This window comes from Pseudomonas sp. RL_5y_Pfl2_73 (assembly GCF_963970515.1).
Classification (GTDB): domain Bacteria; phylum Pseudomonadota; class Gammaproteobacteria; order Pseudomonadales; family Pseudomonadaceae; genus Aquipseudomonas.
The window spans coordinates 1-23,617 of the sequence record NZ_CAXAPD010000034.1; the positions used below are offsets into that span (position 1 = coordinate 1).

Sequence of the window (23,617 nt, forward strand, 5' to 3'; positions counted from 1 at the left end):
CGCGCTTCTCGACCCCGGTATAACCGGCATCGGCGCAGACCACGTTTTCCTCGCCATGCAGCAGTTTGTCGACCTGCGTGACGTCGGCCACATTGGCCGCCGTGACCACCACGCTGTGCACCAGGCCTGACTCATCGTCGACACCGATGTGGGCTTTGGCACCGAAGTAGTATTGGTTGCCTTTCTTGGTCTGATGCATCTCAGGATCGCGCTTTCCATCTTTGTTCTTGGTAGAACTGGGCGCATGAATCAGCGTGGCATCGACGATGGTCCCTTGACGCAACGACAGACCACGATCGCCCAGATAACCATTGATCACACTGAGAATTCCGTTCGCCAGCTCGTGTTTTTCCAGCAGCCGACGGAAATTGAGAATGGTGGTTTCGTCCGGAATTCGCTCCAGGCTCAGACCGGAAAACTGACGCAGGATGGTCGTCTCATACAGTGCTTCTTCCATCGCAGGATCACTGTAGCCGAACCAGTTTTGCATCAGGTGCACACGCAGCATCGCCATCAGCGGATAGGCCGGACGACCACCTTCGCCCTTCGGATAGTGCGGCTCGATCAAGGCAATCAAGCCCTTCCAGGGCACTACATGATCCATCTCGATCAGGAACAACTCCTTACGGGTCTGCTTGCGTTTGCCGGCGTACTCGGCGTCGGCGAAGGTCATCTGTTTCATCATTGAAAAGCTCGGCGACTGGTGTCCGGTGATCTTGCCAAATCAGGAAGTCTTTTTCAGAGTTTCCCTAGATGTTTGGTCTTGCTCACCACATAACGCCAATCGGCGCCCACCAAGTCGACATCTTCCCAGCGCATCTGCACCAGTTCGCCTGGGCGGACCGGCAACATGACCAGCAGGCGCATTGCGACGGCAACGCTGCCGTCGTTGCAGTCATCCAGACGCAGAAGAAATCTGCCCAGGTCCGCTGGCCTTTCGATCGCTGGGTTGCTGGTCACGACATGGCGGATCTTCAACTCTTCAATGTTGCTAAGCGCCACATTGCGTTCCACCCATCCGCGCCCCTCGGCAAAGCCCAGGACTGCACGGATGATGGTACGCACGCGCCGGGCCATGGCCATGGTGCGCTGGCGGCGCAACTCCGTAATGATTGTAGTGATGTGCTCCAGTTTGATCTCGCTGACCGGTTTTTTACCGATTGCGGGCAAGATGTGGTTGTTCAGCGCTCCGTTAAACCCCGAGATGGATTTGGTCACAAGTTCGGCAGACTTGAACGCCAACCATTGCTTGGCTACGTATTCGAAGGTGCGCACTTCGTTGAGCAGGTGTGCTTCGATCTTGGCGGTCTTGGCCTTGAGAGGTGCGGTTTGGTTAGCCACGTCGCGGCGTGCGCCGCGGGCAATGTCGCGCGCCTCCTTGAGACCAATGTCGGGGTAAGCACCGATGGAGAATCGGTTTTCCTTACCATGCAGTCGATACTTCAATCGCCAAACCTTGGAAGGGGATTTGCCGACCTTGCTCGACGCCCTGACCTCCAAGTAGAGGCCAGGGACTTCGCCATCGGCGTGTTTGCCGGGTTCGGTCAGGGAGCGGATTAAGGCATCGCTGAGTTTTCGTTTGAAAACGACCGTATTATCTGGGGGCATCGGTGGGGGCATCCTTTTCAAGGAACCGAAATTTGCCCCCAATTATGCCCCCATGAGTCGTGGAATCCATTGGATTTAGACAGACGGCAATGGACTGAAATTAACAATAAGTCCTTGTTATAAAACAGTTTTATAGACCTCACTAGAACTCCATTACAAGCTATCGGGGTCCCCAAAAAACATCTGAATCCGCGAACGCAACCAGCGCTCCCCAGGGTCGTTGTCCTGGGAGCCGCGCCAGGCCATGTGCAGTTCGAAGCTGCGCACCGGTATGGGCGGGTCTTCGGCGCGTACGCCGCCGGCGGCGGTCAGCGCGTCGGCGGTGTAGTCGGGTACGGTGGCGATGATGTCGGTGCCCGCCAGCAGGGTGCTCAGGCCGTTGAATTGCGGTACGGCCAGCACCACGTGGCGCTTGCGGTCGAGTTTCGCCAGCTCCTCATCGATGAAGCCGCTCAAGTCACCCGCGAAGGACACCAAGGCATGGGGGCGTGCGCAGAACTCGTCCAGGGTCAGTCGGCCCGGCGCGGTGTCGGCCCGCAACACTTTGGGCAAGCTGCGGCGCAAGATCTTGCGTTTGGCGTTGGCCGGCAGGTCGTCGGTGTAGCTGACGCCGATGGAGATTTCACCGGACGCCAGCAAACCGGGCATCAGAATGTAGTTGACCCGGCGCACCACCAGCACAATGCCGGGCGCTTCGGCCCGCAGGCGCTTGAGCAGCATCGGCAGCAGGGCGAATTCGGCGTCGTCCGACAGGCCAATGCGAAACACCGAGGTGCTGGTGGCCGGGTCAAATTCCGCCGCGCGGCTGACCGCCGTGGAAATCGAATCCAGGGCCGGGGAGAGCAGGGCGAAGATCTCGACCGCCCGGGCTGAAGGCTCCATGCTGCGGCCGGTACGTACGAACAATGGGTCATCGAACAGGCTGCGCAGGCGCGACAGCGCGGCGCTGATGGCCGGTTGGCCCAGGAACAGCTTCTCGGCCGCGCGAGTCACACTGCGTTCATGCATCAATGTTTCGAACACGATCAACAGGTTCAGATCGACACGCCGCAGGTCATTACGATTCATCTGGAGTCCTGGCAGATTCGGCAAGCTTGACGTGAGCGGCCATATGGGAACAATGGCCGGCGTGAATCTTACGGGGAAAGGCTGGTACTCTGCACCGGCTAATTGAGTTTTCTTAGGTTAAGTCCTACAGGATTGGTTGGTTTTCTGACTGCGGAATCAATGACAGGCATGTCGACTATTAATAGCCACTGATGGTCTTGGGTACAAACCCCGGATAGAGTTCATGGCATTAGGGTTACTTTGACGAGGTTTGCGATGTCCCGCACGATCCGTTTTCACAAGTTTGGTGGTGCCGAGGTGCTCAAATGCGAAGAGCATGCGGCGGCTCTTCCTGCGCCAGGAGAAGTGCAGGTCCGCGTCGAAGCGATCGGCATCAGTTGGTACGACATCTTGTGGCGCCAGAACCTGGCGTCGTCCCAGGCGCGCCTGCCTTCGGGCCTGGGCCATGAAATGGCCGGCGTGGTGACGGCCGTCGGTGACGGCGTCGATGACTTGGCCGTGGGCGACAAGGTCGCCAGCTTCCCGGCCGAGAGCCCGAACGATTATCCGGTGTACGGTGAAGTCATCGTGCTGCCACGCACCGCACTGACCCGTTATCCCGACGCGCTCAGCCCGATTGAAGCCGCTGTGCATTACACGCCGCTGCTGATCGCGTATTTCGCCTACATGGACCTGGCGCGGGTCAAGCCGGGGCAATTCGCCCTGGTCACTGATGCCAGTCATTGCGCCGGTCCTTCCTTCGTACAGCTGGGCAAGGCCCTGGGTGTGCGGGTGATCGCGGCCACCAAGACGGCTGACGAGCGTGAGTATCTGTTGTCGTTGGGCGCCGAGAAGGTCATCGTCACCGAAGAGCAGGACTTGCTGATGCAAATCAATAAGTTCACCGACAACCGTGGCGTCGATGTAGTATTCGACGGCCTCGGCGGGCCGCAGATGTCGCTGCTGGGTGATGTGCTGGCGCCGCGGGGCAGCCTGGTGCTGTATGGCTTACAGGGCGGCAACCAGACGCCGTTTCCAGCCTGCGCGGCGTTCCAGAAGAACATTCAGTTCTTTGTGCACTGCATCGGCAATTTCACTGGCAAGCCGGAACTGGGCATTCTCCAGGATCAGGTGGCGTTGCTACGAGCACTGCGCGATATCAATCAACTGACCGCCGACCATGTGCTGTTGCCGCTCAAGACTCGGGTCTTCCCGTTCTCCGAGTTTGTTGAGGCTCACCGTTACATGGGCGAATGCCCTTGCCGTGAACGTGTTGCTCTTCAGGTCGTCGACCCGGCCTGAACCCTGTCTTGCGCAAGAGTCATCGTCCGGGCTCTTGCGCTGCCTTCGCCCTGACACCCCATCCTTTCTTACGGCTCCTCCTGCCTGGCGGTGCTGCGTTCGTACCTCACCTTTCGTGCCTTGAATGGCCTGTCCCGGTTCGCTCAAGACTGAAACGGTCTGTCAGCCAACATCTGAACTGGTTTTTGCCCTCAATCTGTATCTTCTAATCATTGTTTAAGTCTTGATAATTGAACGCTGATTTCCATATCAAGGAAGAAATCGTGGTGCGGTATAACTTTTTCGAAGGTCTTCATCCTTCAAGATGCATTCAAGGGGTAATCAACGTTAATGGGTGCGGGGCTATCTATCGACCTTGGGAGAAACAGGGCGGGGTAGAGAACCAATTAAAGTTCGGCAAGTTCTTTGTTTGTCGTACTCATTGTCTGTGGGACGTTGTCGGAATTCTCCTAGGACGTGCCGCTCGGTCGGTTAACCCCTCTGTTTTCGCGGCCTCTGGCCGGAGCGCGATGGGGCGCGAGCTGACTCTCAGTATATGTATCAAATAATTACGACAAGCACTGCTTGAGCGTATTGCTAATACTCTTTGAGTACTAGAAAAACCCTCTAGACCAATACGTCGCTCGGTCACGTTGGTGCGGGTGCGACGCCGATAGTTGAATTTCCAGGTAAATGGCTATGAGTGCAATTCATGAGCAGGCAATGACTCACGTGTATCAACAGATACTGCAACGACTGTTAGGTTTTTATTCCCGGGCAGAACGTACCGCGTTGCAGCTTTTGATCCAGCGTTTAATTGTCGCCGCCGGAGGCATCGAGCGGATTGGCGATTATCGCGTGTTGACGGTCCAGAACGGGAGCAGGGAAAGTTTTTATGTGTTGACCGCCTTGCGGGCCGCACAGCTGAGTATCGCGGGGCGACATCCGGTGACCTTCACCTTGCGCGTCGCCACGCCACGCTTGAGCGAAACCACCCAGGCGACGTTGGAAAACATCCACCGCTGCTACAGCGCGCTGTTTGTCTACGATGATCCCCGGGTCGAATTGCTGATGGCGGATAACCGCGAGGTGTTGCCGTTCAATCACCGGCAGCCCTTATCGGCGGCGGGGCACGACGCCAATCGCATGGACCTGCTGGTCCTGGGACACCTTCGTGCGGTCGACAGCCCCTTGGAGATTGGGGACGACGGCTACCTGGCGATGGCCGAATTCTATCGGCACATGGCCCGCTGGGAATCGGGCGTGGATTCGTTGGTCAGCAGCGATACACCGCGCCAGCAAAAACAATTCATATCGGGCCTTCGCCGCGCGACTCGCAAGATCGGCCTGCTGACCGAGTACGCCTGCAGCTTCGACAACCTCTTTGCCCATCTCGATACCCTGGGCGGTGATGTCTACCGGCATTTCTATGGGCCGGAGCGCCTCGATGCCTGGAGACCCGAGGGTCACTTCGAGGCCTGTCGACGAGTGGGCCACGTCGGCATTGACGACCTGATCGTCGATCGCTCGGAGGGAACCAACTGGCCGCTCTTCAACGAGTTCCTGCGGGTGCAGACCGAGGGGCTTGTCCCATCGGCGCCTGAAAACGAATACCTCAGCCCGTTATTGTCGGCCCATTTGCATGGTCTGCAGGCCTGCTACGTGCACGGACGCAGTTATGAAACGGGATACGGGGACTACGCGCAGCGGGCGATCATGATCATGCATCGCAAGCAACTGCCGGAACACGCCTGCGAACAGGCTCGGGCGCTGTTCGGGTCACCGTTGTCGATTCTCGAACGTCGTGCCTATGCGGCCCTTGAAGCGCAAAAGATCCTGGGGCTCAGCGAAACGCAACTGGTGTGCATGCTGTTCGCTCCCTTCGTGGGCCAGGGCTCGGGCCTGGAGCATTTTCTGCGTTGCTGCCATCCCGGCATGCTGGTGGCGATGCCGGACCTGCACAACGCCATGCAGGGCGCGACCGTCGCCGATCAGGTTGCGCAGTGGATGGTCGATGTCAGCGGCCTGCCCATCGACATCCTCGGCAAGCTGTACCGGGCGTGCATCTCACTGCCGGAACAGCCGGAAATTGCCCCGGGCGCCGATCTGCGGCAGGCCATTGACGGCGTCGACACTGCAGAAGCCGGGTCGCCTGCCGATGGGCTGCATGAACGCTCGGCAAGGCATTGAGGAGCGAGGTTTGACGGACTCATCTACCTCGTCCCCAGTCCTTGTACCCGGCGTTGTGACTGGGCCGGTTGCGACCCGCTGCCCTGGCCTGAGCCGATGAAAGGTTGCCGGGAAACAGACTTCGCCTACCAGGCGGTTTATCGCTACCTGACCACGCTGATCAACGAGCTGGAAGTTGATGCACGGGTTCGTCTGCCGTCATTGCGGCAACTGGCTGAACGTCTGAACGTGTCGATATCGACTATTCAGTACGCGTATTCGTTGCTGGAAAAGGAAGGGCGGGTGTATTCGATCGCCAAGTCCGGTTACTACGCGCTGCCAGTGCCCAGCATGGCCACTCTGGACGGCAGTGACGATTTGCTCGAGACCCTGTACGTCAATGCTCGACGTCCAGGGATGCGGGTGCTCAGTGCGGACGAACCGGCGTCGATGCAGCCATTGGACAGCCCGCTGTTGCTGCTCGAACGCGAACTGCTGCGCCAGTATCCACGCTCCTCGCAGACGCCCTCGCAACCTTGGGGCGAGCTGGAGCTTCGCGCCGCGCTGGCGGCTCGCTACACGTCTTCGCCGGCCCGCTGCTGGAATGCCGATGACGTCTACATTGGCGCCGACCTGCGGGGCGTCCTGGAGATCCTGATCGCGGTACTGGCGCTCAGGGGGGCTGCAGTGCTGATCGAGTCGCCCTGCGACTGGGCGGTGTTGCGCCTGCTGCAGGCGGCGGAGGTGAACGTCATCGAGCTGCCACTGCTGGCAGGCGGCGAGCTCAATGTCGAGCAACTGGAACAACTGCTGGTGAACGAAACGGTACGCCTGGTGGTGGTGTCGTCGGTCTTGAACATGCCGAGGGGGACGCTCGTTCCTGAAGAGAACCGCCGTGCCATCGCGCAATTGCTGGAGCGGCAGGGGATTTGGGTGCTGGAGAACGACAGCCATACAGACTTGGCGTTCGAGGCAAGGGTGACGCCTTTTCGAGACTTGCTCGACCCGGACCGGCTGATCGTCTATTCGACGTTCGAAAAAACCATTGGTCCAGAGGCACCGTATGGCTACGTGTTGTCACGCCAGTTGACTCTGCACCTGCAACGACATTTCCTGTTGCGTGCGTTTCGCTTGTCGCCGATTCGCCAGAAAGCCATCGCCCGGTTGTACAGCAACGGTCGGATCGACCAGCACTTGCTGGTGTTGCGCCGCCTGCTGCGCGAAAGTGCGGTTTCGACCACACAATTGCTGCGCGAGCGGCTGGGGGACAGCCTGCAATGGGCAGAACCCCAGGGTGGCGCAACGATCTGGGTGCAGTCGACGCGACGGGTCGACTTGCGACGGGTCTTCCATCGACTGCTGGCCCAGCGAATCGTCATCGCGCCGGGGGAGTTGTTCAGCCTCCAGGGCCTGTATGCACAACATATGCGCCTGACCCATGCCCTGAACGGGCCACAGGACATGGACGCTGCGCTCTGCGCGCTGGCCGATGCCTTGAGGCTCGAACAATCGTAAGTGGCGGCAGTGGATCGAACCCATCGCGCCATGGTCGAACTGTCAGTAAACTGCACTCCATCTATCGAGCCACTCCACTCAGAGGTTTTGCATGACAGTCAGTCCATTTGCGGGCCAGCCAGCACCGGCAGAGTTGTTGATCGATATCCCGCGACTGGTGACGGCCTATTACACCGGCCGACCCGATGCCTCGGTTGCAACCCAGCGCGTGGCTTTTGGTACCTCCGGGCACCGTGGCAGCTCCTTCGACCTGGGCTTCAACGAGTGGCACGTGTTGGCCATCAGTCAGGCGATCTGCCTGTACCGCGAAGCCCAGGGCATCAACGGGCCACTGTTCGTTGGTATCGACACCCACGCGCTGTCGACCCCGGCCGGTGCCAGCGCTCTGGAAGTATTCGCGGCCAACGGTGTCACCGTAATGATCGCCGAGGGCGATGAATACACCCCGACACCGGCGGTTTCCCACGCCATTCTCTGCTACAACCGTGGCCGCACCTCGAGCCTGGCGGACGGTATCGTCATCACGCCGTCCCACAACCCACCGCAAAGTGGCGGCTACAAGTACAACCCTACCAACGGTGGCCCGGCCGATACCCACATCACCAAATGGATCGAAGCCAAGGCCAACGAACTGCTGGCCAACCAGCTCGCCGGCGTTAAGCGCATCAGCTACGAGCAAGCCCTGAAGGCCGACACCACCCACCGTCACGACTACATCAACACCTACGTGGCGGACCTGATCAATGTCATCGATTTCGATGCCATCCGCGCCGCCGGGCTGCATTTGGGCGTCGACCCATTGGGTGGCGCAGGCGTGCGCTACTGGCCGGCCATTGCCGAGCAGTACCGCCTGGACCTGGAAGTGGTGAACACTCATGTGGATTCCACTTTCCGCTTCATGACCGTCGACTGGGACGGGCAGATCCGCATGGACCCGTCCTCCAGCCATGCGATGCAAGGGTTGATTGGCCTCAAGGATCGTTTCGACGTGGCCTTTGCCTGCGACCCGGACCATGACCGCCATGGCATCGTGACGCCGTCTGGCGGCCTGTTGGCGCCGAACAACTACCTGGCGGTGTCAATTGACTACCTGTTCCAGAATCGCCCGCAATGGCGTGCCGATGCCGCCGTGGGCAAGACGGTGGTCAGCAGCGGGCTGATCGATCGCGTGGCCAAGCGCTTGGGTCGCCGCCTCTATGAAGTGCCGGTGGGCTTCAAATGGTTTGCCGACGGCCTGTTCGATGGCTCGCTCGGTTTTGGCGGCGAAGAAAGTGCCGGTGCTTCGTTCCTGCGCAAGGACGGCGGCGTTTGGAGTACCGACAAGGATGGCCTGATCCCGGCGCTGTTGGCCGCTGAAATGACGGCACGCACCGGTCGCGACCCGAGCCAGGCGTACCGCGCGTTGACTGATGAGCTGGGCGAACCGTTCTCGGTACGCGTCGATGCCAAGGCCAGTCCACAACAGAAGGCGCTGTTGAGCAAGCTGTCGCCCGATCAGGTGGCCTCCACCGAACTGGCCGGGGAGAAGATCCAGAATATCCTCAGTCATGCCCCGGGCAATGACCAGGCCATTGGCGGCCTGAAGGTCATGACCGAAAACGGCTGGTTTGCGGCACGCCCGTCCGGGACCGAGGATATCTACAAGATCTACGCCGAAAGCTTCATTGGTGATGCACACCTCAAGCAACTGGTGGCTGAGGCGCAAACGTTGGTGGATGGGGCTATCACCAGCCAGTGACACCGTTGGCAAGCCTTGTCCTAATGTAGCCAGAGGACTATGTGGGAATAAGGCTTGCCCGCGATCCAGGCGATGCAGTCTCTAAATCGAAGCCCGTTTCGCGAGCAAGCTTTGCTCCCCCGCAAGTTCCCCTCACCACAAGACCCATCAAGCGAGGTCGACGAGCACGATTTCGCTGTCTTCAATGGCGGTTACCCGCAATATCCGTTCATCTTCAATCGCAACACCGTCTCGAGCTTGTACGCGCAACCCATTGATTTCTATAAGCCCTGTGGCAGGCACAAGGTAAGCTCGACGTGCGGCGTCCAGCCTATACTCCGCACTTTCACCCGCCTTGAGATTGGCCGCTACCAGCCGTGCGTCGGCGCGAATGCGCAGGCTTTGGTCATCGCCGGCCTTGCCACTGGCCAAGGTCACGAAGCCTTCGCGCGAGTGCTTGGGAAACGGCTTGGCGCCCCATGACGGTGCCAGGCCTTCTTCGTTGGGGATGATCCATATCTGGAAGATGCGGGTGGCCGTCGATTCCAAGTTGTATTCGCTATGGGCAATTCCGGTGCCCGCACTCATGACCTGTACATCACCGGCCTGCGTACGGCCCTTGTTACCCAGATTGTCCTGGTGGCTGATCGCGCCTTCGCGCACATAGGTGATGATTTCCATGTCCCGGTGCGGGTGCTGGGGAAAACCACTACCGGGGGCGATGACATCATCGTTCCAGACCCGCAAGTTGCCCCAGTTCATGCGCCGTGAGTCGTAATACTCGGCGAACGAAAAATGGTGGCGGGCATCCAACCAGCCGTGGTTGGCGGCGCCCAAGGTGGCGAAGGGCCTGAGTTCGAGCATGTTCGTGTCCTTTTCCGCTGAGCAGCGAAAGCGATGGTTGATGGGGTTATTTTCGCCAAGGAAAACATCGATAAAAAGCGTAAAAAACGCGTCAAAGCTATTGTCTATTTAGATATAAAACCGTGAGCCAACTTTCACTTCATCGCCTAAACCCATGACTTAAAAGCTTTTGGGTGGAACCCGGCGGCAAATACAGACACCATAGCCGTCATGGTTCATGAACACCGGAGTCCCCAGCGTGACGCAACACACTCCCGATCTTCCCCCCGAACTTCTATCCCTGGCCCAGATGCCACTGTTCAAACGCCTGGCCGCCCGGTTCTTCGGCCATGGCCTGACACGCCTGCGAGCTCAGCATCGCGCCTCCTGGTTGCATGGCCAGGCCGACGGTTTTCGCAGCGGTCATACCGCTGGTTTTGACTACGGCTACAAGGAAGGCCGGGCCGAAGGGCTTGAGGAGGGCCGTCAGGTCCTGTTGATCCGTGATTCGCGCAGCACAGAGCATCCGGCACCGCAGGTCGATGATCTGCTGTTCGATGACTGGCGCCTGCCGCTGACCGCCGAGTTGAAGAAACGCATCAAGGCAGATGTCGCCCGATTGCTGCCGGCGCATGCACAACCGAGTGCTGCGCAATGGAAGATGATTTTCAGCGATACGCCCTCGACCTCGGTGGTCGCCGGGGCCGGGGCGGGCAAATCCACCACCCTGGTGCTGCGCATTGTGCTGTTGTCCCATTACCTGGGTTTTGAACTGGGCTCGATGACCGTGGTGACGTTCACCCGGGAGTCGCGCAAGGACTTCATCCAGAAACTGATCGAAGTGTTTGCCCTGTGGGGGCGAACCGTCAGCCTCAAGGAAGCCCGTGATTTGGTGCGGACATTCCATTCACGCATCTTGCCCATGGTCCGCAGCCTGCCCGGGTTCGAACGGCTCCAAGCCTTCGAGACCCTGAGTCACCGCGCCGAGGCGGGTGACGATGATGCCCAGGGCAACCCTTTTGACTTGCGCATCAACGACGCCCAGCGCCAGCAACTCAATGCCTGTTATTACAACCTTTACCAGTGTGACACGCGTTTCCGTGAGTTGATCCTGCCGTTGTCCCGCCACGCGCTGCAGCTCAAGGCGCTGGAGCGCGATCACCCGGATGTGCAAAAGCGCGTCGCCGTGACCGAGCTGGCAGCCCAGCGCGACGAAGCATTGTGCGACGCGGTTGAAGACCTGTGGTTGCGCGCCGGTGCCTGGCCGATCAAGGGTATCGAACCGAAACGACAAACGTTCGAAATCAATGGTTCGACCTTCCACTGCCATGGTTACGCGCCTTCCCTGGATGCCTGGGTGATGCTGGGGTTCGATCCACGGGAAGACGCCCGGCTCAGTCGTCCCAGCGCCAAGCTGAGCATCCGCGCGGAATGGGCCGTAAAACGCACATTGTTTCAAGCTTTCTGCCGTAAACCACTGATATGGCTGGAAAGTTATGACGCATCAAAACGTGTATTAGCATCATTGGCGGGCGACGCCAGCGCCGGGCCTGGGTTCGACTACAAGGTCAAGGGCGAGCTGGGCTCAGCGCCTCTACTGGACTGTTTTGTCGCGGCGGCGGGCTTTATCGAGAACCTGGGCCTGGACGTCCCGGATGCCGTGGGTCGGATGTCCTTTGCCCAGGATGACCCCGATCGGTATTTCTTCGAGGCACTGAGTCGCTACTGGCGGGCATTCGAAGACCATTTGCTCGACCAATCGCCGCCGGTCATGACCTACAACCGCATGTTCGCGCTGTTCAGCGAGCACTCGCCAGAAAATTTCAAGTTGTTGGGGGATGCGTTGCTCAGGCCGCTTTCGCACCTGATGATCGACGAATTCCAGGACGTGTCGCCGCAGATCGTCTCCTGGCTGCGCGCCAGTCTTCGGGAAATACGCAGCCGTGGTCCCGCGATGCACGTTGGCCGCGGCGCCCAGCGCTCTTCATTGTTGTGTGTAGGGGACGATTGGCAATCGATCTATGGCTGGCGCGGCAGTTCACCGAGCTATTTCATGGCATTCAACAAGCAATTCCCGTCGCCGACAACGACCCGGGTCATGCTCACAGACAACTACCGCAGCCACCAGCACATCATCGATGCGGCCGAGCATATTGTTCGCGCCGCTGCGGCTATCCCTGGTAAGAAGGCCAAGGCCAGTGGCGTGTCTCGCGCACCGATCCCGGTCAATGTGTTGGATCGAGACGACGAAGGGCTGGCGCGGCGACTGGATGAGCATTACCGCAAGGGCGATTCGATCTTGATGCTGTATCGAAAAAGCAGCGATAAGATATTGATAGAAAAGTATATTCAGTCAACAGTTAATGTGGATTCTAGCTTGCCGTACGAGGCCCGGCGGCTCAGGCAAATGACTTACCACAGCGCCAAGGGGCTCCAGGCCGATGCAGTGTTCCTGCTCGGCGACTGCCAGCACCTGAGCAGTTCACCCTACAAGAACCAGGTCTATCGAATGGCGGGGTTGGGCCAGGACGGTGATGCCGCCCCTTACGACTCGGCGCAAAAGGACGAAATCCTGCGCCTGGCGTATGTGGGTATCACGCGTGCGGTGCAGCACTGTTACTGGTACGTCGATGGTCAGGACGGCCAGGCGACCAACGGGCCCAAGGCCTCGGATCGTATTGTCGGGGACAAGCCCTTTTTTGCTGATCATCGCCGGAGTGTGGCCAATGGCCGGCAAACAGCCTGAAACATGATGGCACCTTTGAATAAATGATCCACGCCTATGGCAAGGGATTGCATTACCAAGGTCGGCATGCGGTTGATCGGTCGATCACCGCGCGAAATCTTCGCCATACTCCCTTGATAACGTTCCCACCCGGCTGCCAGAGCCAGACCTGATCGCGCCCACTTGGCGGGCGCCAAGGAGTGCGTCACATTATGGCCCCAGTGGTATCCGCGGGCTCACCAAGGAGGCAAAGGCCTACGCCATCGGTGGCAAGCGCCGCTTGACGGGCGTCTTCTTGACGATGGCCGTATTGGTCTCGGCGTGGACATTGAGCTTATCCAGCAGGGTATCCAGCTGTTCCATCGAGCGCACGTGCAGGCGGGCGATGAAGCAGTCGTCGCCGGTCACCTTGTCGCATTCGGTGAATTGCGCGATGGCCTGGATCTGCCGTTCCACTTCCTGCAACTGCCCCGGCAGCGGGCGGATGCGCACGATGGCCTGGAGTTGATAGCCGAAGCACTTGGGGTCCACCTCGACGGTATAGCTCCTAAGCACGCCACGTTCTTCGAGTCGACGAAGGCGCTCGGCGACACTGGGGGAGGACAGGCCACTGAGGTTTGCCAGGGCCTTGAGGGAGCGTCGGGAGTCCTCCATCAGGGCGCTGATGAGGATCTGGTCAATGTCGTCTGTCATTTCAACTCCATTAGGCGAATGTGTGAAGTTGCCTTGATAAAAAAGGTGAAAGTCCAGTTTAGCCTTTTCCAAACCATGGAGAAGCCTCCCGTCGGCTCGGCATACTGTGCCTACTTGCTGATGGAGCCTGAAGATGGACAAGACCTTACGCCGCGGTTCGCTGGAAATGACTGCCGCCATGCTGATCTCCGGAACCATTGGTTGGTTCGTGCTGGTTTCCGGCCTGCCGGTGCTGGATGTGGTGTTCTGGCGCTGCGTGTTCGGCGCCGTGACCTTGCTGCTGATCTGCGCCGGTTTCGGCTTTTTGCGCCCCGGCATTCTCACCCGTACCACCTTCCTGCTGACGGTACTCAGCGGTGTGGCGATCGTCGGCAACTGGGTGTTGTTGTTTGCCTCTTATTCCCGCGCCTCGATTGCCATCGGCACGGCGGTGTACAACGTCCAGCCGTTCATGTTAGTGGGGCTGGCGGCGTTGTTCCTGGGGGAAAAAATCACCGCGCAGAAGCTGTTCTGGCTGGCGGTGTCGTTTCTCGGAATGCTGGCCATCGTCAGTGCCCATGGTGAGCAAGGGCAGGGCGGCGGCGACTATCTGCTGGGCATTGCCTTGGCGCTGGGGGCCGCATTGCTGTACGCCATCGCGGCGTTGATCATCAAGCGTCTGACCGGCACGCCGCCTCATCTGATCGCGCTGATCCAGGTCAGCACCGGCGTGTTGCTGTTGGCGCCCTGGGCGAACTTCTCGGCGTTGCCGCAGCAAACCGAAGCCTGGGCCAGCCTGCTGACCCTGGGCATGGTGCACACCGGCGTGATGTATGTGTTGCTGTACAGCGCCATACAACGCTTGCCGACTGCATTGACCGGTGCGTTGTCGTTCATCTATCCGATCGCGGCGATCTTCGTCGACTGGTTCGCCTTTGGCCATCGCCTGGAGCCGCTGCAATGGTTGGGCGTGGCGGCGATCCTGCTGGCGGCTGCCGGCATGCAACAGGGCTGGGCTCTGACGTTTCGGCGACCGGCTCCGCTGTAATCAGTCAGAACACTCGGTCAGTTTTTGTTTAATCGTGTCAATTTTTTCGACCCCTACACTATAAGTCGCATAGTAGTTTTGTGCTCCTTTGCTTTCGAATATCGCAGCTTTGGGGCTGCCGGTAACAAAGATGCCGCAGGACTCTAGCCATCCAGGGGCATGGCCGGTCTCTTCTGTTGTCATTGTCCATTTAGTGGAGCAGTTTTTTTTAAAAATCAGATAGATATCAACGCTTCTTTTTTCTGACATTCTGAATAGAGGTGTGGTGCTGATCTGTTCATCGCTTAAAAGCTCTTGGCAGTCCTGCTGTAAGGCGTTAATTTTTTTTTGCCAATCGTTTTGATCCAGGTCCAGGCGCGCCGCTAATGTTGGTAAATACCAGTCAAGAAACTGAATCGGTGAATCATCGAAGCACTGGGGCAGCCTGGAGAATAAGGGCAGCGGCACGTGGTTCGGGATATATTGGAAATGCGCTGTAGCTTGATCGCTGCTGCTTTCGAGTGGGTTTTGTACAATGAAGTCGCCCGGAATATTTTTTTGTGCCAAATATTCAATCATCTCGATAAAATAGCGCGCCTTGTTTGATAGTTGTCCGGAGGCGCGCATGAGCTGTTCGTTTTTATAGACGATGTCGTTATATGATTTGAGCTGTTCAATTGGCGCTGGGTCGAACCCTATCGCACTGTCGTCGTGCGTACGGCAGCGTATTAAGTTTATCTCTTGATTTTTTTCGTCGCGCCGATAGATTCTGAAGTCTGGGGTAATGATCCGTTGGTCCCTGAAGTATGGGCTTGTTGGCTCTTGCTCGATAAAGGGATCGCCATTAAGGGTGAGTGCTATGGGCGTAGAAGTGTAGAATCTTGAGATATTGATGTGATCGGAAAATAGTCTGGCTTGGCGTTTTGGTTTCGCACTGTCGTCAATGCCAAGCGAGTCCAACATTCGTTTTCTTGACATCTGAAGTGTTCGCTCAGCGAAAGCCAAGGTCGTCGTGCGGCCTAGTAGATCTATCATGTAAGGAGAGTAGCCATCCTCGTCAGGCGTGGCAAGAGGCTGTGTCATTTTTTCAATGCTGCTAGGGCCACTTCCTCGCACGTCGTCAAGAATGACGATGCCTGTTTCTTTCTGTCGGTTCAACTGCGTTGAATGGGGCTGATCGGCTGGTTTGAGTGGAATAAAATCTACTATCGTCAGTCTGTAATTATTATTAAGTAGCATAAGAGCCTATTGCGGTGGAGTGACGATCAAGACGTCGGGCTTATATGAAGTTATATAGTTCTTTAATGCACTGCGGGGGTTGTTGTCAACCTTTTTGGCTATCGCCAATTGTGCGGTGAGCTACGAAGTGCTGCAGTATTCGTACTCTTTCTTCTCGGATTTGTTTCAGTTTTGGTGTGGTGGCTTCAGCATCGGTAATATTGTTAAGGTCTTCAATCATGTAATAAAGAAACAGGCAGAGCGTTTGGTGGGTTTCATCTGTTGTGGCCCTTGTAGGCAATTGCTCTGTATATTCTTTCGCTAGGGCGGCTCGGCTTTTATACAGCTCGATGGTGGCCTTTGACTGCATGGCTTCCGGTTGCTGTTCAATGTAATCGTTGTAGAAAATATGGATTTTTTGTGCTATGTCGATGAGTCGGTCGGGTGTCAGGAGATCACGGGAAGGATTGATGTCGGATTTTATGCTTCCAAAGTCCCGTTCTAGTGGGGTAAGAAAGGCGCTCTTTGCTCTTTCTCTTAGTTCGGTGCGCGCGGGGAAAGCATCATTTTCCGAACAGTCTGGTTTGAGGGCTGCATTCTGGTCGTAGTTCATCATCGCCGGGACAATTCTAGATATTGTTTCTAGCGAGTAGTTGTCTCGTGTCAAAAGTGGGAGTTTGTCAGGAAGCTCTGGCAGATTTTCGTACGTATTGATCTGCTGATCGAACTGCGCACGATCTATGATAGTGGTGCCATCTATAGAAAATTTGGCAATTGTCAGGCTGTCGAGAGACTTGATTTTCGTTTCAGTGATCAGGCTCCGTACTTGGTCGTTAAGAATTTTTTTCTCGCTGGCTAGGCGCTCCATGAAAACGCCTGGCTCGACATTTTTGAAATCGCCTAGCACGAAGCGTTGCAATGGCGTAAGGTGTTCTTCTTGCGCTAATTCTTTCTCGCTGAGAAACGGTTTGCAGCGACCCACTGAATGGAGTGTCATCAGCTCGGAACTTCTCGACTCATGTCCTTTTTCATCACTCGCTGAACGGTGATGTGGGATCATTTCGGTTCGAATACCGGTTTCCAGTGGAATGCCACCGGGGTTTTTTATGACCACATAACATGCACCGGGTACCCCACGGAATTCTCGCTCAAGGTTTTCCAGTGTTGGAAATTTCGTAGCGGCTTCGCTTTGGGTATATCGGATGGATTTTGTGGTGTCATAGGGAAAGGCGGCCAGGCACTGTTCGTCATTGGCTTCACAGGTGTTGCTTCTACGGGTGGTAATCAGTTTAAATTCTGCGTCATAGTTACTATTGTCGAAGTGGTACATCCACTCTCTATATTTGCCGTCACCTTTGCTGGGTGGGTTTTCCATGAATCGAAAGTTTGAGACGGCCGGTTCTTCACCAAGCTGGTAGGCAGCCCTGAAAATTTGAAGTGGCGTTAGCTTGGCGTCCAAGCAGCGATTATCTGCGATGCAGGGTTTTATATTTTGCGCGGCGAAGTCGAGCTTGCTGTAGTCGTCCTTTCGTATGGCATGCTCGGACATTTTTTCGTCATAGAACTTCTTGAATCTAGCATAGGTGGGGGTATCGACTTCAGTGACCGATATGCCAAAAACTGCCCACTCTTTCAATACTAATTCAAAGGGTGCTTTCAAGTCTTTATCGATGAGCGAGAGAAGGTTGGCTCGAATGCGCTCAATTGAGTTTGAATTGGATAGTTGTTTGTAGTTACCAACTTCTTGCGGAGCTAGATCATTGATGGCTTGAAATCTATTAGGCAAGGAGGAGGAATTGGTAAACCGCGCGAGAATGGTGTTTTTCAGGCTGGGGTTGGGATAGATTGTTTCTCTGATCTCTGCGAAATTGCGTTCGTCAAGTGCTTTTTTAAAAGGGGGGGATAGCACTAATTTGGCGTTGCTCTGGTTGGTTGCCCTACGTAGTTCGCTCGATAATGTGTTGCAGGTGATTACAGCGGAAAGTTCTTTTTCAGAGGGAGGTGTTGGTACGCTTGATGCAAAGATTCTGGGCATTTGTCATTCTTCATGGGTTGGGGCTTTTAATTGCGGTCACCATTTTAATAACATGGGTCGATTTGGCCAGCCTATTTTTATGTAGGAATATTCTTCGAAATCAAATATTTCATTCGTGGCGAAGGTTTGAATAGCCGAAATTTATCCGGCTATTGCACGATGGTGTTTGTCAAAATATATAATCAGTGGTCAGGAAGTTGGAATCCCGCTCTCGGATAATGTCGCTGATCAACGCCTTGTTGCTGTCCTGGAACTTGGTTGCCACCAGCGTGCGGATGGAAAAAGTACGTAGCGCATCGTGCACCGACAAGGTGCCCTCGGCCGAATTCTTCCGGCCATTGAACGGGAACGTGTCCGGGCCACGCTGGCATTGGGCGTTGATGTTGATGCGGCCGACCTGGTTGGCGAAGGTGTCCACCAGTTTGCCGACTTGTGCCGGGTTAGTGCCGAAGATGCTGAGTTGCTGGCCGAAGTCGGACTCCAGCACGTAATCGACCACGGTATTGAGGTCGCGGTACGGCACGATGGGCACGACTGGGCCGAACTGTTCTTCGTGGTAGACCCGCATCGCCGTGTTCACCGGGTACAGCACCGCCGGGTAGAAGAACGAGCTTCGTGATTCGCCCCCGTGGGCATTCTTCACTTCTGCACCCTTGGCGAGCGCATCGGCGACCAGCGCATGCAGGTAGCCGACTTTTCCCGTCTCGGGCAATGGCGTCAGTGCCACACCGTCTTCCCAAGGCATGCCAGGTTTGAGGCTGGCAAGCTTGGCGTTGAATTTCTCGATGAATGCCGGCGCCACATCTTCATGGACAAACAGGATTTTCAGCGCCGTGCAGCGTTGGCCGTTGAATGACAGCGAGCCGGTCAATGCCTCGCTGACCGCGTTGTCCAGGTCCACGTCCGGCAGCACCAGCCCGGGGTTTTTCGCATCCAGCCCCAGGGCGGCGCGCAAGCGGTGCGGGCGCGGGTGGAGTTTCTTCAGGTCACTGGCCGCCTTGTTGGTACCGATAAAGGCGAAGATGTCGATCTTGCCGCTGGCCATCAGCGCACTGACGGTTTCACGGCCGCTGCCGTAGATCACGTTGATCACGCCTGCCGGGAAGCTGTCGCGGAAGGCTTCGAGCAACGGCCGCACCAGCAGAACGCCGAGCTTGGCCGGCTTGAACACCACCGTGTTGCCCATGATCAAGGCCGGGATCAGTGTGGTGAAGGTTTCGTTCAGCGGATAGTTGTAAGGTCCCATGCACAAGGCCACGCCCAGGGGGACGCGGCGGATCTGCCCGAGGGTGTCCTGTTCCAGTTCGAAACGGCTGGAGCGGCGGTCCAGTTCCTTAAGGGCGTTGATGGTGTCGACGATGTAGTCGCAGGTGCGGTCGAATTCCTTCTGGGAATCCTTGAGGTTCTTGCCGATTTCCCACATCAGCAACTTGACCACGGCCTCGCGCTGCTCGCGCATGCGTGCCAGGAAGGTTTCCACATGGCGGATGCGCTCGACGACGCGCATCGTGGGCCACAGGCCCTGGCCGCGATCATAAGCCCGCACGGCAGCGTCCAGGGCGGTGAGGGCGGTCTCGGCGTCCAGCAACGGCGTGCTGCCGAGAATCACTTGCTCATCGCCCAGCTCACCCGCCAGGTAAACGGGGCTGCGGACGACGGCCAGTGGCCCTTGCCAGGTTTCCAGAACACCGTCGACCAGGTATTCGCGCTGTTCGATCCGGCCTTCGAGGCGGTAGGCGTCCGGGATGTCGGCGGCGCTGGGAAACAGATTGGCGAGGAAGGGGGCTTTGGTCATGTCGTTACTCCATCAATGAAATGAGCCAGGGGCAGACGGCTTGCAGGTATAAAACGCTTTTAGCGTTATACGCCTTAATGGAGGTGTTTTTTAAGTGGCGGCAGATTGCCTGCGCCAGGCTTATGTGGGCGCTGCCGAAGGCTGCGATCTTTTTGATCTTGATCTTGATCTTGATCTTTCGCTTGAGATTCAAGTGTCTGGGGAAAGATCGCAGCCTCGTTGCACTCGACAGCTCCTACATGGCTCCTACATAGCTCCATGCGGGGGCATCGATTACAGCGTCGGCGTCACCAGCGCATCTTGACTCCCATGCTGGTAATGATGCCGTTGAGATCGTTGTCGTCGACGTCACTGCTGTAGTCGGCGCTGAAATACAGGCTTACCGCCGGCGTGACCCGGGCCACCAGGCCCAGGCCGACTTCGACGGTGGAGGATTTTCGGCTGCTGCTGATCTTGTCGACCTTATCCAGGGACACGGTATCGGTGTTCTGCACGGTGTGCCATAGGTTGGTACGCACATAGGGCTCCATGCCGAGGCTGTTGACTCGGTAATTGCCTTTGAGTCGTGCACCGACACGGCCGCTCCAGCTGCTCAGTTCGTTGCCAGTGCCGCTTTCGGCATTCGGTGTATCGAGGCTGATGCGTTGATTGATCAGTTGGGCCTGGGGTTCGACGACCCAGTGGGTCCCGATGCCAATCGGAAAGCCACCTTCGACCGACAGCGTCACCGCATTGCCTTCGGTGGCCTGGCGCTGGCCTTGTTCGGTGCGGCTGTAGCCATTGACCCGGCCGCCGCTGGCGCTCAGGTCCACGTGCCAGCCTGCGGGGCCGGTCAGGCTCCAATATGCGCCAAGGCTCGAGCCTTTCAGGTTCAGGGCATCTTTGCCCGGTTCGGCCATCGCAGGTGTCACCAGCAGGCCGCTGCCTGTTGAAATAATCTGGTTCTGTCCACTGATCAGGCCCATACGCTGGGTATGGCCGCTGTCGTTTCGCAATGTGAACAAGGCGGGACTCTTGCCGGAGGCGGGGTCGCTGCCGATGGCTGCGGCAGTGAGGTTGCTGGACTGCGCTCGCCCATACCAGGGCTGCACTGCCTCTTCGCCAGGCCAGGCCTGTACTTCTATGGATGAAAGCAGTAACAACGAAGAGGAGAGGGTGTGGAAGGTGGCGGTGGAGATACCTTGTAGACGGAGGGAGGTTTTCATGGGGGCCTGCCTTGCAATCGCATGCGTTTCTCGCTTTTTGGCGTCTCTCCTACCCCGAATGAGGGGCGACCGAATGGATTGAGGCAAGCCTCTGGCGGCCCGTCTTTGGCGGGTTCCAGAGGCCTGCCCCTGACTGTATTTCCGGGGGTAGTACGGTGTAGTCAAGAAGACCGATGGCGGCGCGTCAAGAAAATGAACGATGAATGGCAATATGAAATTAGCGTCAATAAAGCGCTGATTTAAATTGGTTAATTAGGAAAAAATTTGGGCGTCAAATCATCGTCGTAGAACCTGGCTACCAACTGATACGCACACCAAGATTACCCGCCACACTTCGTTGCTGATGGCTATCGAGGTTGTTGCTGTAGTCCGCGCCGGCGTACACGCTGACTGTGGGCGCTAGGCTCACGATGACGCCGACGCCCAGGTCACCGGTGGACGCACGCTGTTGCGTCACGACCCGGTCTGTATCATCGAACGTCACCGTATCGGTGCCGGAAAGCGTGTGCCAGAGGTTAGCGCGCAGATACGGTTCCACGGGCATGCCGCTGACCTGATAGCGGCCCTTTAGGCGAGCGCCGAGGCGACCGGTCCAGGCACTGTCGGAATCGAACTCGACCCTGGAGACCCCATCGTCCTGGGTATCGAGGGAGACCTTCTGGTGGATGATCTGAACTTGGGGTTCGAGGACCCAGTCGGCAGCCACCGCGAAGGGGTAACCGGCTTCCGCCGACAGGGTCAGGGCGTGTCCGCGATTGTCGATTTTCAGCCCGCGTTCGGAGCGGTTGTCGCCGTCCAGTCGCGTGCCCATCACCACGGCGTCGACGTAGCCGCCAGTGGGATCGGTGAACGTCCAGTAAAGCCCGTAGCTGTCACCATCGAGTTCTATCTTGCCGGCGCGTCGGCCTTCGAAACCCAAGTTGAAACCATCGACATTGCCGTTGAGTTCGGTATGGCCGACGAAGAAACCGATACGCTGGGTCAACCCATTGGACAGCAGCGAGCTGTACAGGTCATTGCCCACCTGGAAACCCTTGATCGACCCATCGAACCGTGGCGTTACCGTGCCGGCCCAGGTTTGATCCAGGTCCTTGCCATAGACCCGGCCCCAGCCTGCACCGAACGCGCCGTTTTCCGTGAGCAGGCGTTGGTCTCCCTGGCGGTCATGGAACGTGCCCAGGGCCACCAGGGTCAGTTGTGCCGCCGCCGGGGGCAAGACCGACCAGGTCGGCACTTCCGGCCGGTACAACGGGATGGGCGCCGCACCGGGTACCGCGGTTGGCAGGGGCGGCAGCGTTGGCACGGGTGGCGCACCCGGCGCGGGAGGCGCCGTCGGGATAGGCGCCGCTAGCGGTCCGGCGACCACGGTGGAGCGCAAGTACCAGTTGTTTTCATTGCCGCTCACGCCGCCTTTGAACAGTCGGTAATCGAACGCACCGGCCGAGACGGATTGTGCCTGCGAAAAGGCGCCGCTCTCACTGACCGCGCCGCCTTGGGCCTGGACCACTTCTATGCCGTCCTGGGTCGTCAGTGCGCCCGTGCCGCCCAGGTTCGTGATCGTGATGGCGGTACTGCCCGTGAGCGTCCCGCCATTGACCACCAGCTTGTCGCTGGGGGAGTCGTCGGCGCCGAGTACCGTTTGCAGGTGCAACTGGCCGTTGTCACCGACGTAGTTGCCCTGGACGGTGAGGGTATCGTTGGTGCGGGTGTTACCCTGTGCGAGGTCCACCACGCCGGCGTTGTTGAGCGTCGCCAACTGACCGGCAGTAAAAGGGGCAATGACGCCTTGGGGCGACGTTAACGTGCTGCCTGATTCTATGTTGAGCGTCCCGGTGGCGGTGGCGCTGTCCCCCAAGATCAGGGTGTCGTTCAGGTTCAGTTGCGAGCCTTGGGTGAGGTTGATCGTTTCCCAGTTGAGATAGCGGGCGCCGGTGCTGGAAGTGCTGCCGTCAAAGGTCAAGACGTCCTGGCCCAACCCTCCGTCCACGCTGGGCGTGGTGGCGAGCTCTGTTTCGTCGAGGGTACTCAACCTCGCCGTGTCGTTGCCCACCCCCATTAAAACGGCCGAGTGAATGAGGCCGCCGCTCCACTGGAACTGGTCATCGCCCGCGCTGGTCCGGACCTCGCCGATGATTTCGCCACCGCTGACGGTAATGCTGTCATTGCCGCCGCTGACACTGACATTGCCGCCGATGCGTCCTGCCGAGAGGATGATGGTGTCGTGGCCGAAACCGCTTACCAGGTTGCCGATGATATTGCCGCCGGACATGTCAAAAACGTTGTCATCGAGTTTCATGTTGACCCGGCCGATAGTGCCGCCGGTCATCTTCGCAACGTCACCGTCTTCGAACGCGTCGACGATGGTGCCGCCGGTCATCAAGAACGTATCGAGACCGTCACCTTGGGCAAGGGACAGGATCCTCCCGCCATTCATGATGAAGTCGTCCACGCCGGAGCCTTGCTGGACATCACCGTCAATCAAGCCGTTGGCATTGATCACGATGCGGTCGACACCTGTGCCGAATGTGACGTCGCCGCTAATGACGCCGCTGCCGTTGGCGGGCATGGTCAGGCTGTTGTTCCCCGCAAGGTCTGTCAGCCCGGGGCTGGTGCCGCTGTCGCAGACAAAGGCGTCATCGCCTGCGGTTGGGGTCAGCGTGCAGGCCGCGAGGGCGACGGGTGCAGGTAGCAGAAAGGGGGCCGATACCCACAAGGCGGTGAGCAGCCGATGGAGTCCTTTATCGTGCCGAGTCATGTGCT

15 protein-coding genes and 1 pseudogene are annotated in these 23,617 nt (G+C 57.9%); 6 read left to right on the top strand and 10 right to left on the bottom strand.

Going from position 1 to position 23,617, the window contains the following annotated elements; all coding sequences use genetic code 11:
* From AACY42_RS24665 to AACY42_RS24675, 3 genes and pseudogenes are all read right to left on the bottom strand, one after another.
* Positions 1–682, bottom strand: a 682-nt coding sequence (locus tag AACY42_RS24665) for an IS5 family transposase (protein WP_339482920.1), incomplete at its 3' end; no start/stop codon positions are given.
* A 62-nt stretch (positions 683–744) separates the two neighbouring features.
* Positions 745–1,608, bottom strand: a pseudogene (locus AACY42_RS24670) (tyrosine-type recombinase/integrase); the annotation flags it as partial.
* 153 nt (positions 1,609–1,761) lie between these two features.
* On the bottom strand, positions 1,762–2,676 hold the full coding sequence (locus tag AACY42_RS24675) for a LysR family transcriptional regulator (protein ID WP_339482922.1): 915 nt from the start codon (positions 2,674–2,676) through the stop codon (positions 1,762–1,764).
* A 255-nt stretch (positions 2,677–2,931) separates the two neighbouring features.
* Here AACY42_RS24675 and AACY42_RS24680 point away from each other — a divergent pair, with 255 nt between their 5' ends.
* From AACY42_RS24680 to pgm, 4 genes are all read left to right on the top strand, one after another.
* Entirely contained in the window at positions 2,932–3,957 is a 1,026-nt protein-coding gene (locus AACY42_RS24680; protein ID WP_339482923.1) for a zinc-dependent alcohol dehydrogenase family protein, read from the top strand.
* Between the two features lie 678 nt (positions 3,958–4,635).
* Positions 4,636–6,126 (top strand): hypothetical protein, encoded by a 1,491-nt coding sequence (locus AACY42_RS24685; RefSeq protein ID WP_339482924.1) that lies wholly within the window; start codon positions 4,636–4,638, stop codon positions 6,124–6,126.
* A 96-nt stretch (positions 6,127–6,222) separates the two neighbouring features.
* The gene (locus AACY42_RS24690) at positions 6,223–7,620 is read left to right on the top strand and encodes a PLP-dependent aminotransferase family protein (RefSeq protein ID WP_339482925.1); all 1,398 of its coding nucleotides are present in this window, start codon (positions 6,223–6,225) and stop codon (positions 7,618–7,620) included.
* 91 nt (positions 7,621–7,711) lie between these two features.
* Positions 7,712–9,358 (top strand): phosphoglucomutase (alpha-D-glucose-1,6-bisphosphate-dependent), encoded by a 1,647-nt coding sequence (pgm, locus tag AACY42_RS24695; protein ID WP_339482926.1) that lies wholly within the window; start codon positions 7,712–7,714, stop codon positions 9,356–9,358.
* Between the two features lie 147 nt (positions 9,359–9,505).
* Here pgm and AACY42_RS24700 read toward each other — a convergent pair whose 3' ends face one another.
* On the bottom strand, positions 9,506–10,201 hold the full coding sequence (locus AACY42_RS24700; RefSeq protein WP_339482927.1) for a pirin family protein: 696 nt from the start codon (positions 10,199–10,201) through the stop codon (positions 9,506–9,508).
* Between the two features lie 238 nt (positions 10,202–10,439).
* Between AACY42_RS24700 and AACY42_RS24705 the strand changes: the two genes are divergently transcribed.
* On the top strand, positions 10,440–12,926 hold the full coding sequence (locus AACY42_RS24705; protein ID WP_339482929.1) for a UvrD-helicase domain-containing protein: 2,487 nt from the start codon (positions 10,440–10,442) through the stop codon (positions 12,924–12,926).
* Between the two features lie 234 nt (positions 12,927–13,160).
* Here AACY42_RS24705 and AACY42_RS24710 read toward each other — a convergent pair whose 3' ends face one another.
* Complete coding sequence (locus AACY42_RS24710) at positions 13,161–13,598, bottom strand: Lrp/AsnC family transcriptional regulator (protein ID WP_339482931.1); 438 nt, start codon at positions 13,596–13,598, stop codon at positions 13,161–13,163.
* A gap of 133 nt (positions 13,599–13,731) precedes the next feature.
* Between AACY42_RS24710 and AACY42_RS24715 the strand changes: the two genes are divergently transcribed.
* On the top strand, positions 13,732–14,625 hold the full coding sequence (locus AACY42_RS24715; protein ID WP_339482933.1) for a DMT family transporter: 894 nt from the start codon (positions 13,732–13,734) through the stop codon (positions 14,623–14,625).
* Here the strand turns inward: AACY42_RS24715 and AACY42_RS24720 are convergent, their stop codons facing one another.
* The 5 genes from AACY42_RS24720 to AACY42_RS24740 form a co-directional block, all read right to left on the bottom strand.
* Positions 14,626–15,843 carry a hypothetical protein gene (locus AACY42_RS24720; protein ID WP_339482935.1) on the bottom strand — a complete coding sequence of 406 codons (1,218 nt, stop codon included), beginning with the start codon at positions 15,841–15,843 and terminating at the stop codon, positions 14,626–14,628.
* 85 nt (positions 15,844–15,928) lie between these two features.
* A complete protein-coding gene (locus AACY42_RS24725; protein WP_339482936.1) occupies positions 15,929–17,857 on the bottom strand; it encodes a hypothetical protein in 1,929 nt (642 codons plus the stop codon).
* A 169-nt stretch (positions 17,858–18,026) separates the two neighbouring features.
* Entirely contained in the window at positions 18,027–19,652 is a 1,626-nt protein-coding gene (locus AACY42_RS24730) for an NADP-dependent glyceraldehyde-3-phosphate dehydrogenase (RefSeq protein ID WP_339482938.1), read from the bottom strand.
* A gap of 287 nt (positions 19,653–19,939) precedes the next feature.
* The gene (locus tag AACY42_RS24735; protein WP_339482939.1) at positions 19,940–20,857 is read right to left on the bottom strand and encodes an autotransporter outer membrane beta-barrel domain-containing protein; all 918 of its coding nucleotides are present in this window, start codon (positions 20,855–20,857) and stop codon (positions 19,940–19,942) included.
* 295 nt (positions 20,858–21,152) lie between these two features.
* Positions 21,153–23,612, bottom strand: a complete 2,460-nt coding sequence (locus AACY42_RS24740; protein WP_339482940.1) for an autotransporter family protein — start codon at positions 23,610–23,612, stop codon at positions 21,153–21,155.
* Positions 23,613–23,617 lie beyond the last annotated feature (5 nt).

Excerpts from the sequence above, each read along its gene's own strand:
- AACY42_RS24675 (WP_339482922.1), bottom strand. The coding sequence starts at position 2,676 with ATGAATCGTAATGACCTGCGGCGTGTCGATCTGAACCTGTTGATCGTG.
- AACY42_RS24680 (WP_339482923.1), top strand. The coding sequence starts at position 2,932 with ATGTCCCGCACGATCCGTTTTCACAAGTTTGGTGGTGCCGAGGTGCTC.
- AACY42_RS24685 (WP_339482924.1), top strand. The coding sequence starts at position 4,636 with ATGAGTGCAATTCATGAGCAGGCAATGACTCACGTGTATCAACAGATA.
- AACY42_RS24690 (WP_339482925.1), top strand. The coding sequence starts at position 6,223 with ATGAAAGGTTGCCGGGAAACAGACTTCGCCTACCAGGCGGTTTATCGC.
- pgm (WP_339482926.1), top strand. The coding sequence starts at position 7,712 with ATGACAGTCAGTCCATTTGCGGGCCAGCCAGCACCGGCAGAGTTGTTG.
- AACY42_RS24700 (WP_339482927.1), bottom strand. The coding sequence starts at position 10,201 with ATGCTCGAACTCAGGCCCTTCGCCACCTTGGGCGCCGCCAACCACGGC.
- AACY42_RS24710 (WP_339482931.1), bottom strand. The coding sequence starts at position 13,598 with ATGACAGACGACATTGACCAGATCCTCATCAGCGCCCTGATGGAGGAC.
- AACY42_RS24715 (WP_339482933.1), top strand. The coding sequence starts at position 13,732 with ATGGACAAGACCTTACGCCGCGGTTCGCTGGAAATGACTGCCGCCATG.
- AACY42_RS24720 (WP_339482935.1), bottom strand. The coding sequence starts at position 15,843 with ATGCTACTTAATAATAATTACAGACTGACGATAGTAGATTTTATTCCA.
- AACY42_RS24725 (WP_339482936.1), bottom strand. The coding sequence starts at position 17,857 with ATGCCCAGAATCTTTGCATCAAGCGTACCAACACCTCCCTCTGAAAAA.
- AACY42_RS24730 (WP_339482938.1), bottom strand. The coding sequence starts at position 19,652 with ATGACCAAAGCCCCCTTCCTCGCCAATCTGTTTCCCAGCGCCGCCGAC.
- AACY42_RS24735 (WP_339482939.1), bottom strand. The coding sequence starts at position 20,857 with ATGAAAACCTCCCTCCGTCTACAAGGTATCTCCACCGCCACCTTCCAC.
- AACY42_RS24740 (WP_339482940.1), bottom strand. The coding sequence starts at position 23,612 with ATGACTCGGCACGATAAAGGACTCCATCGGCTGCTCACCGCCTTGTGG.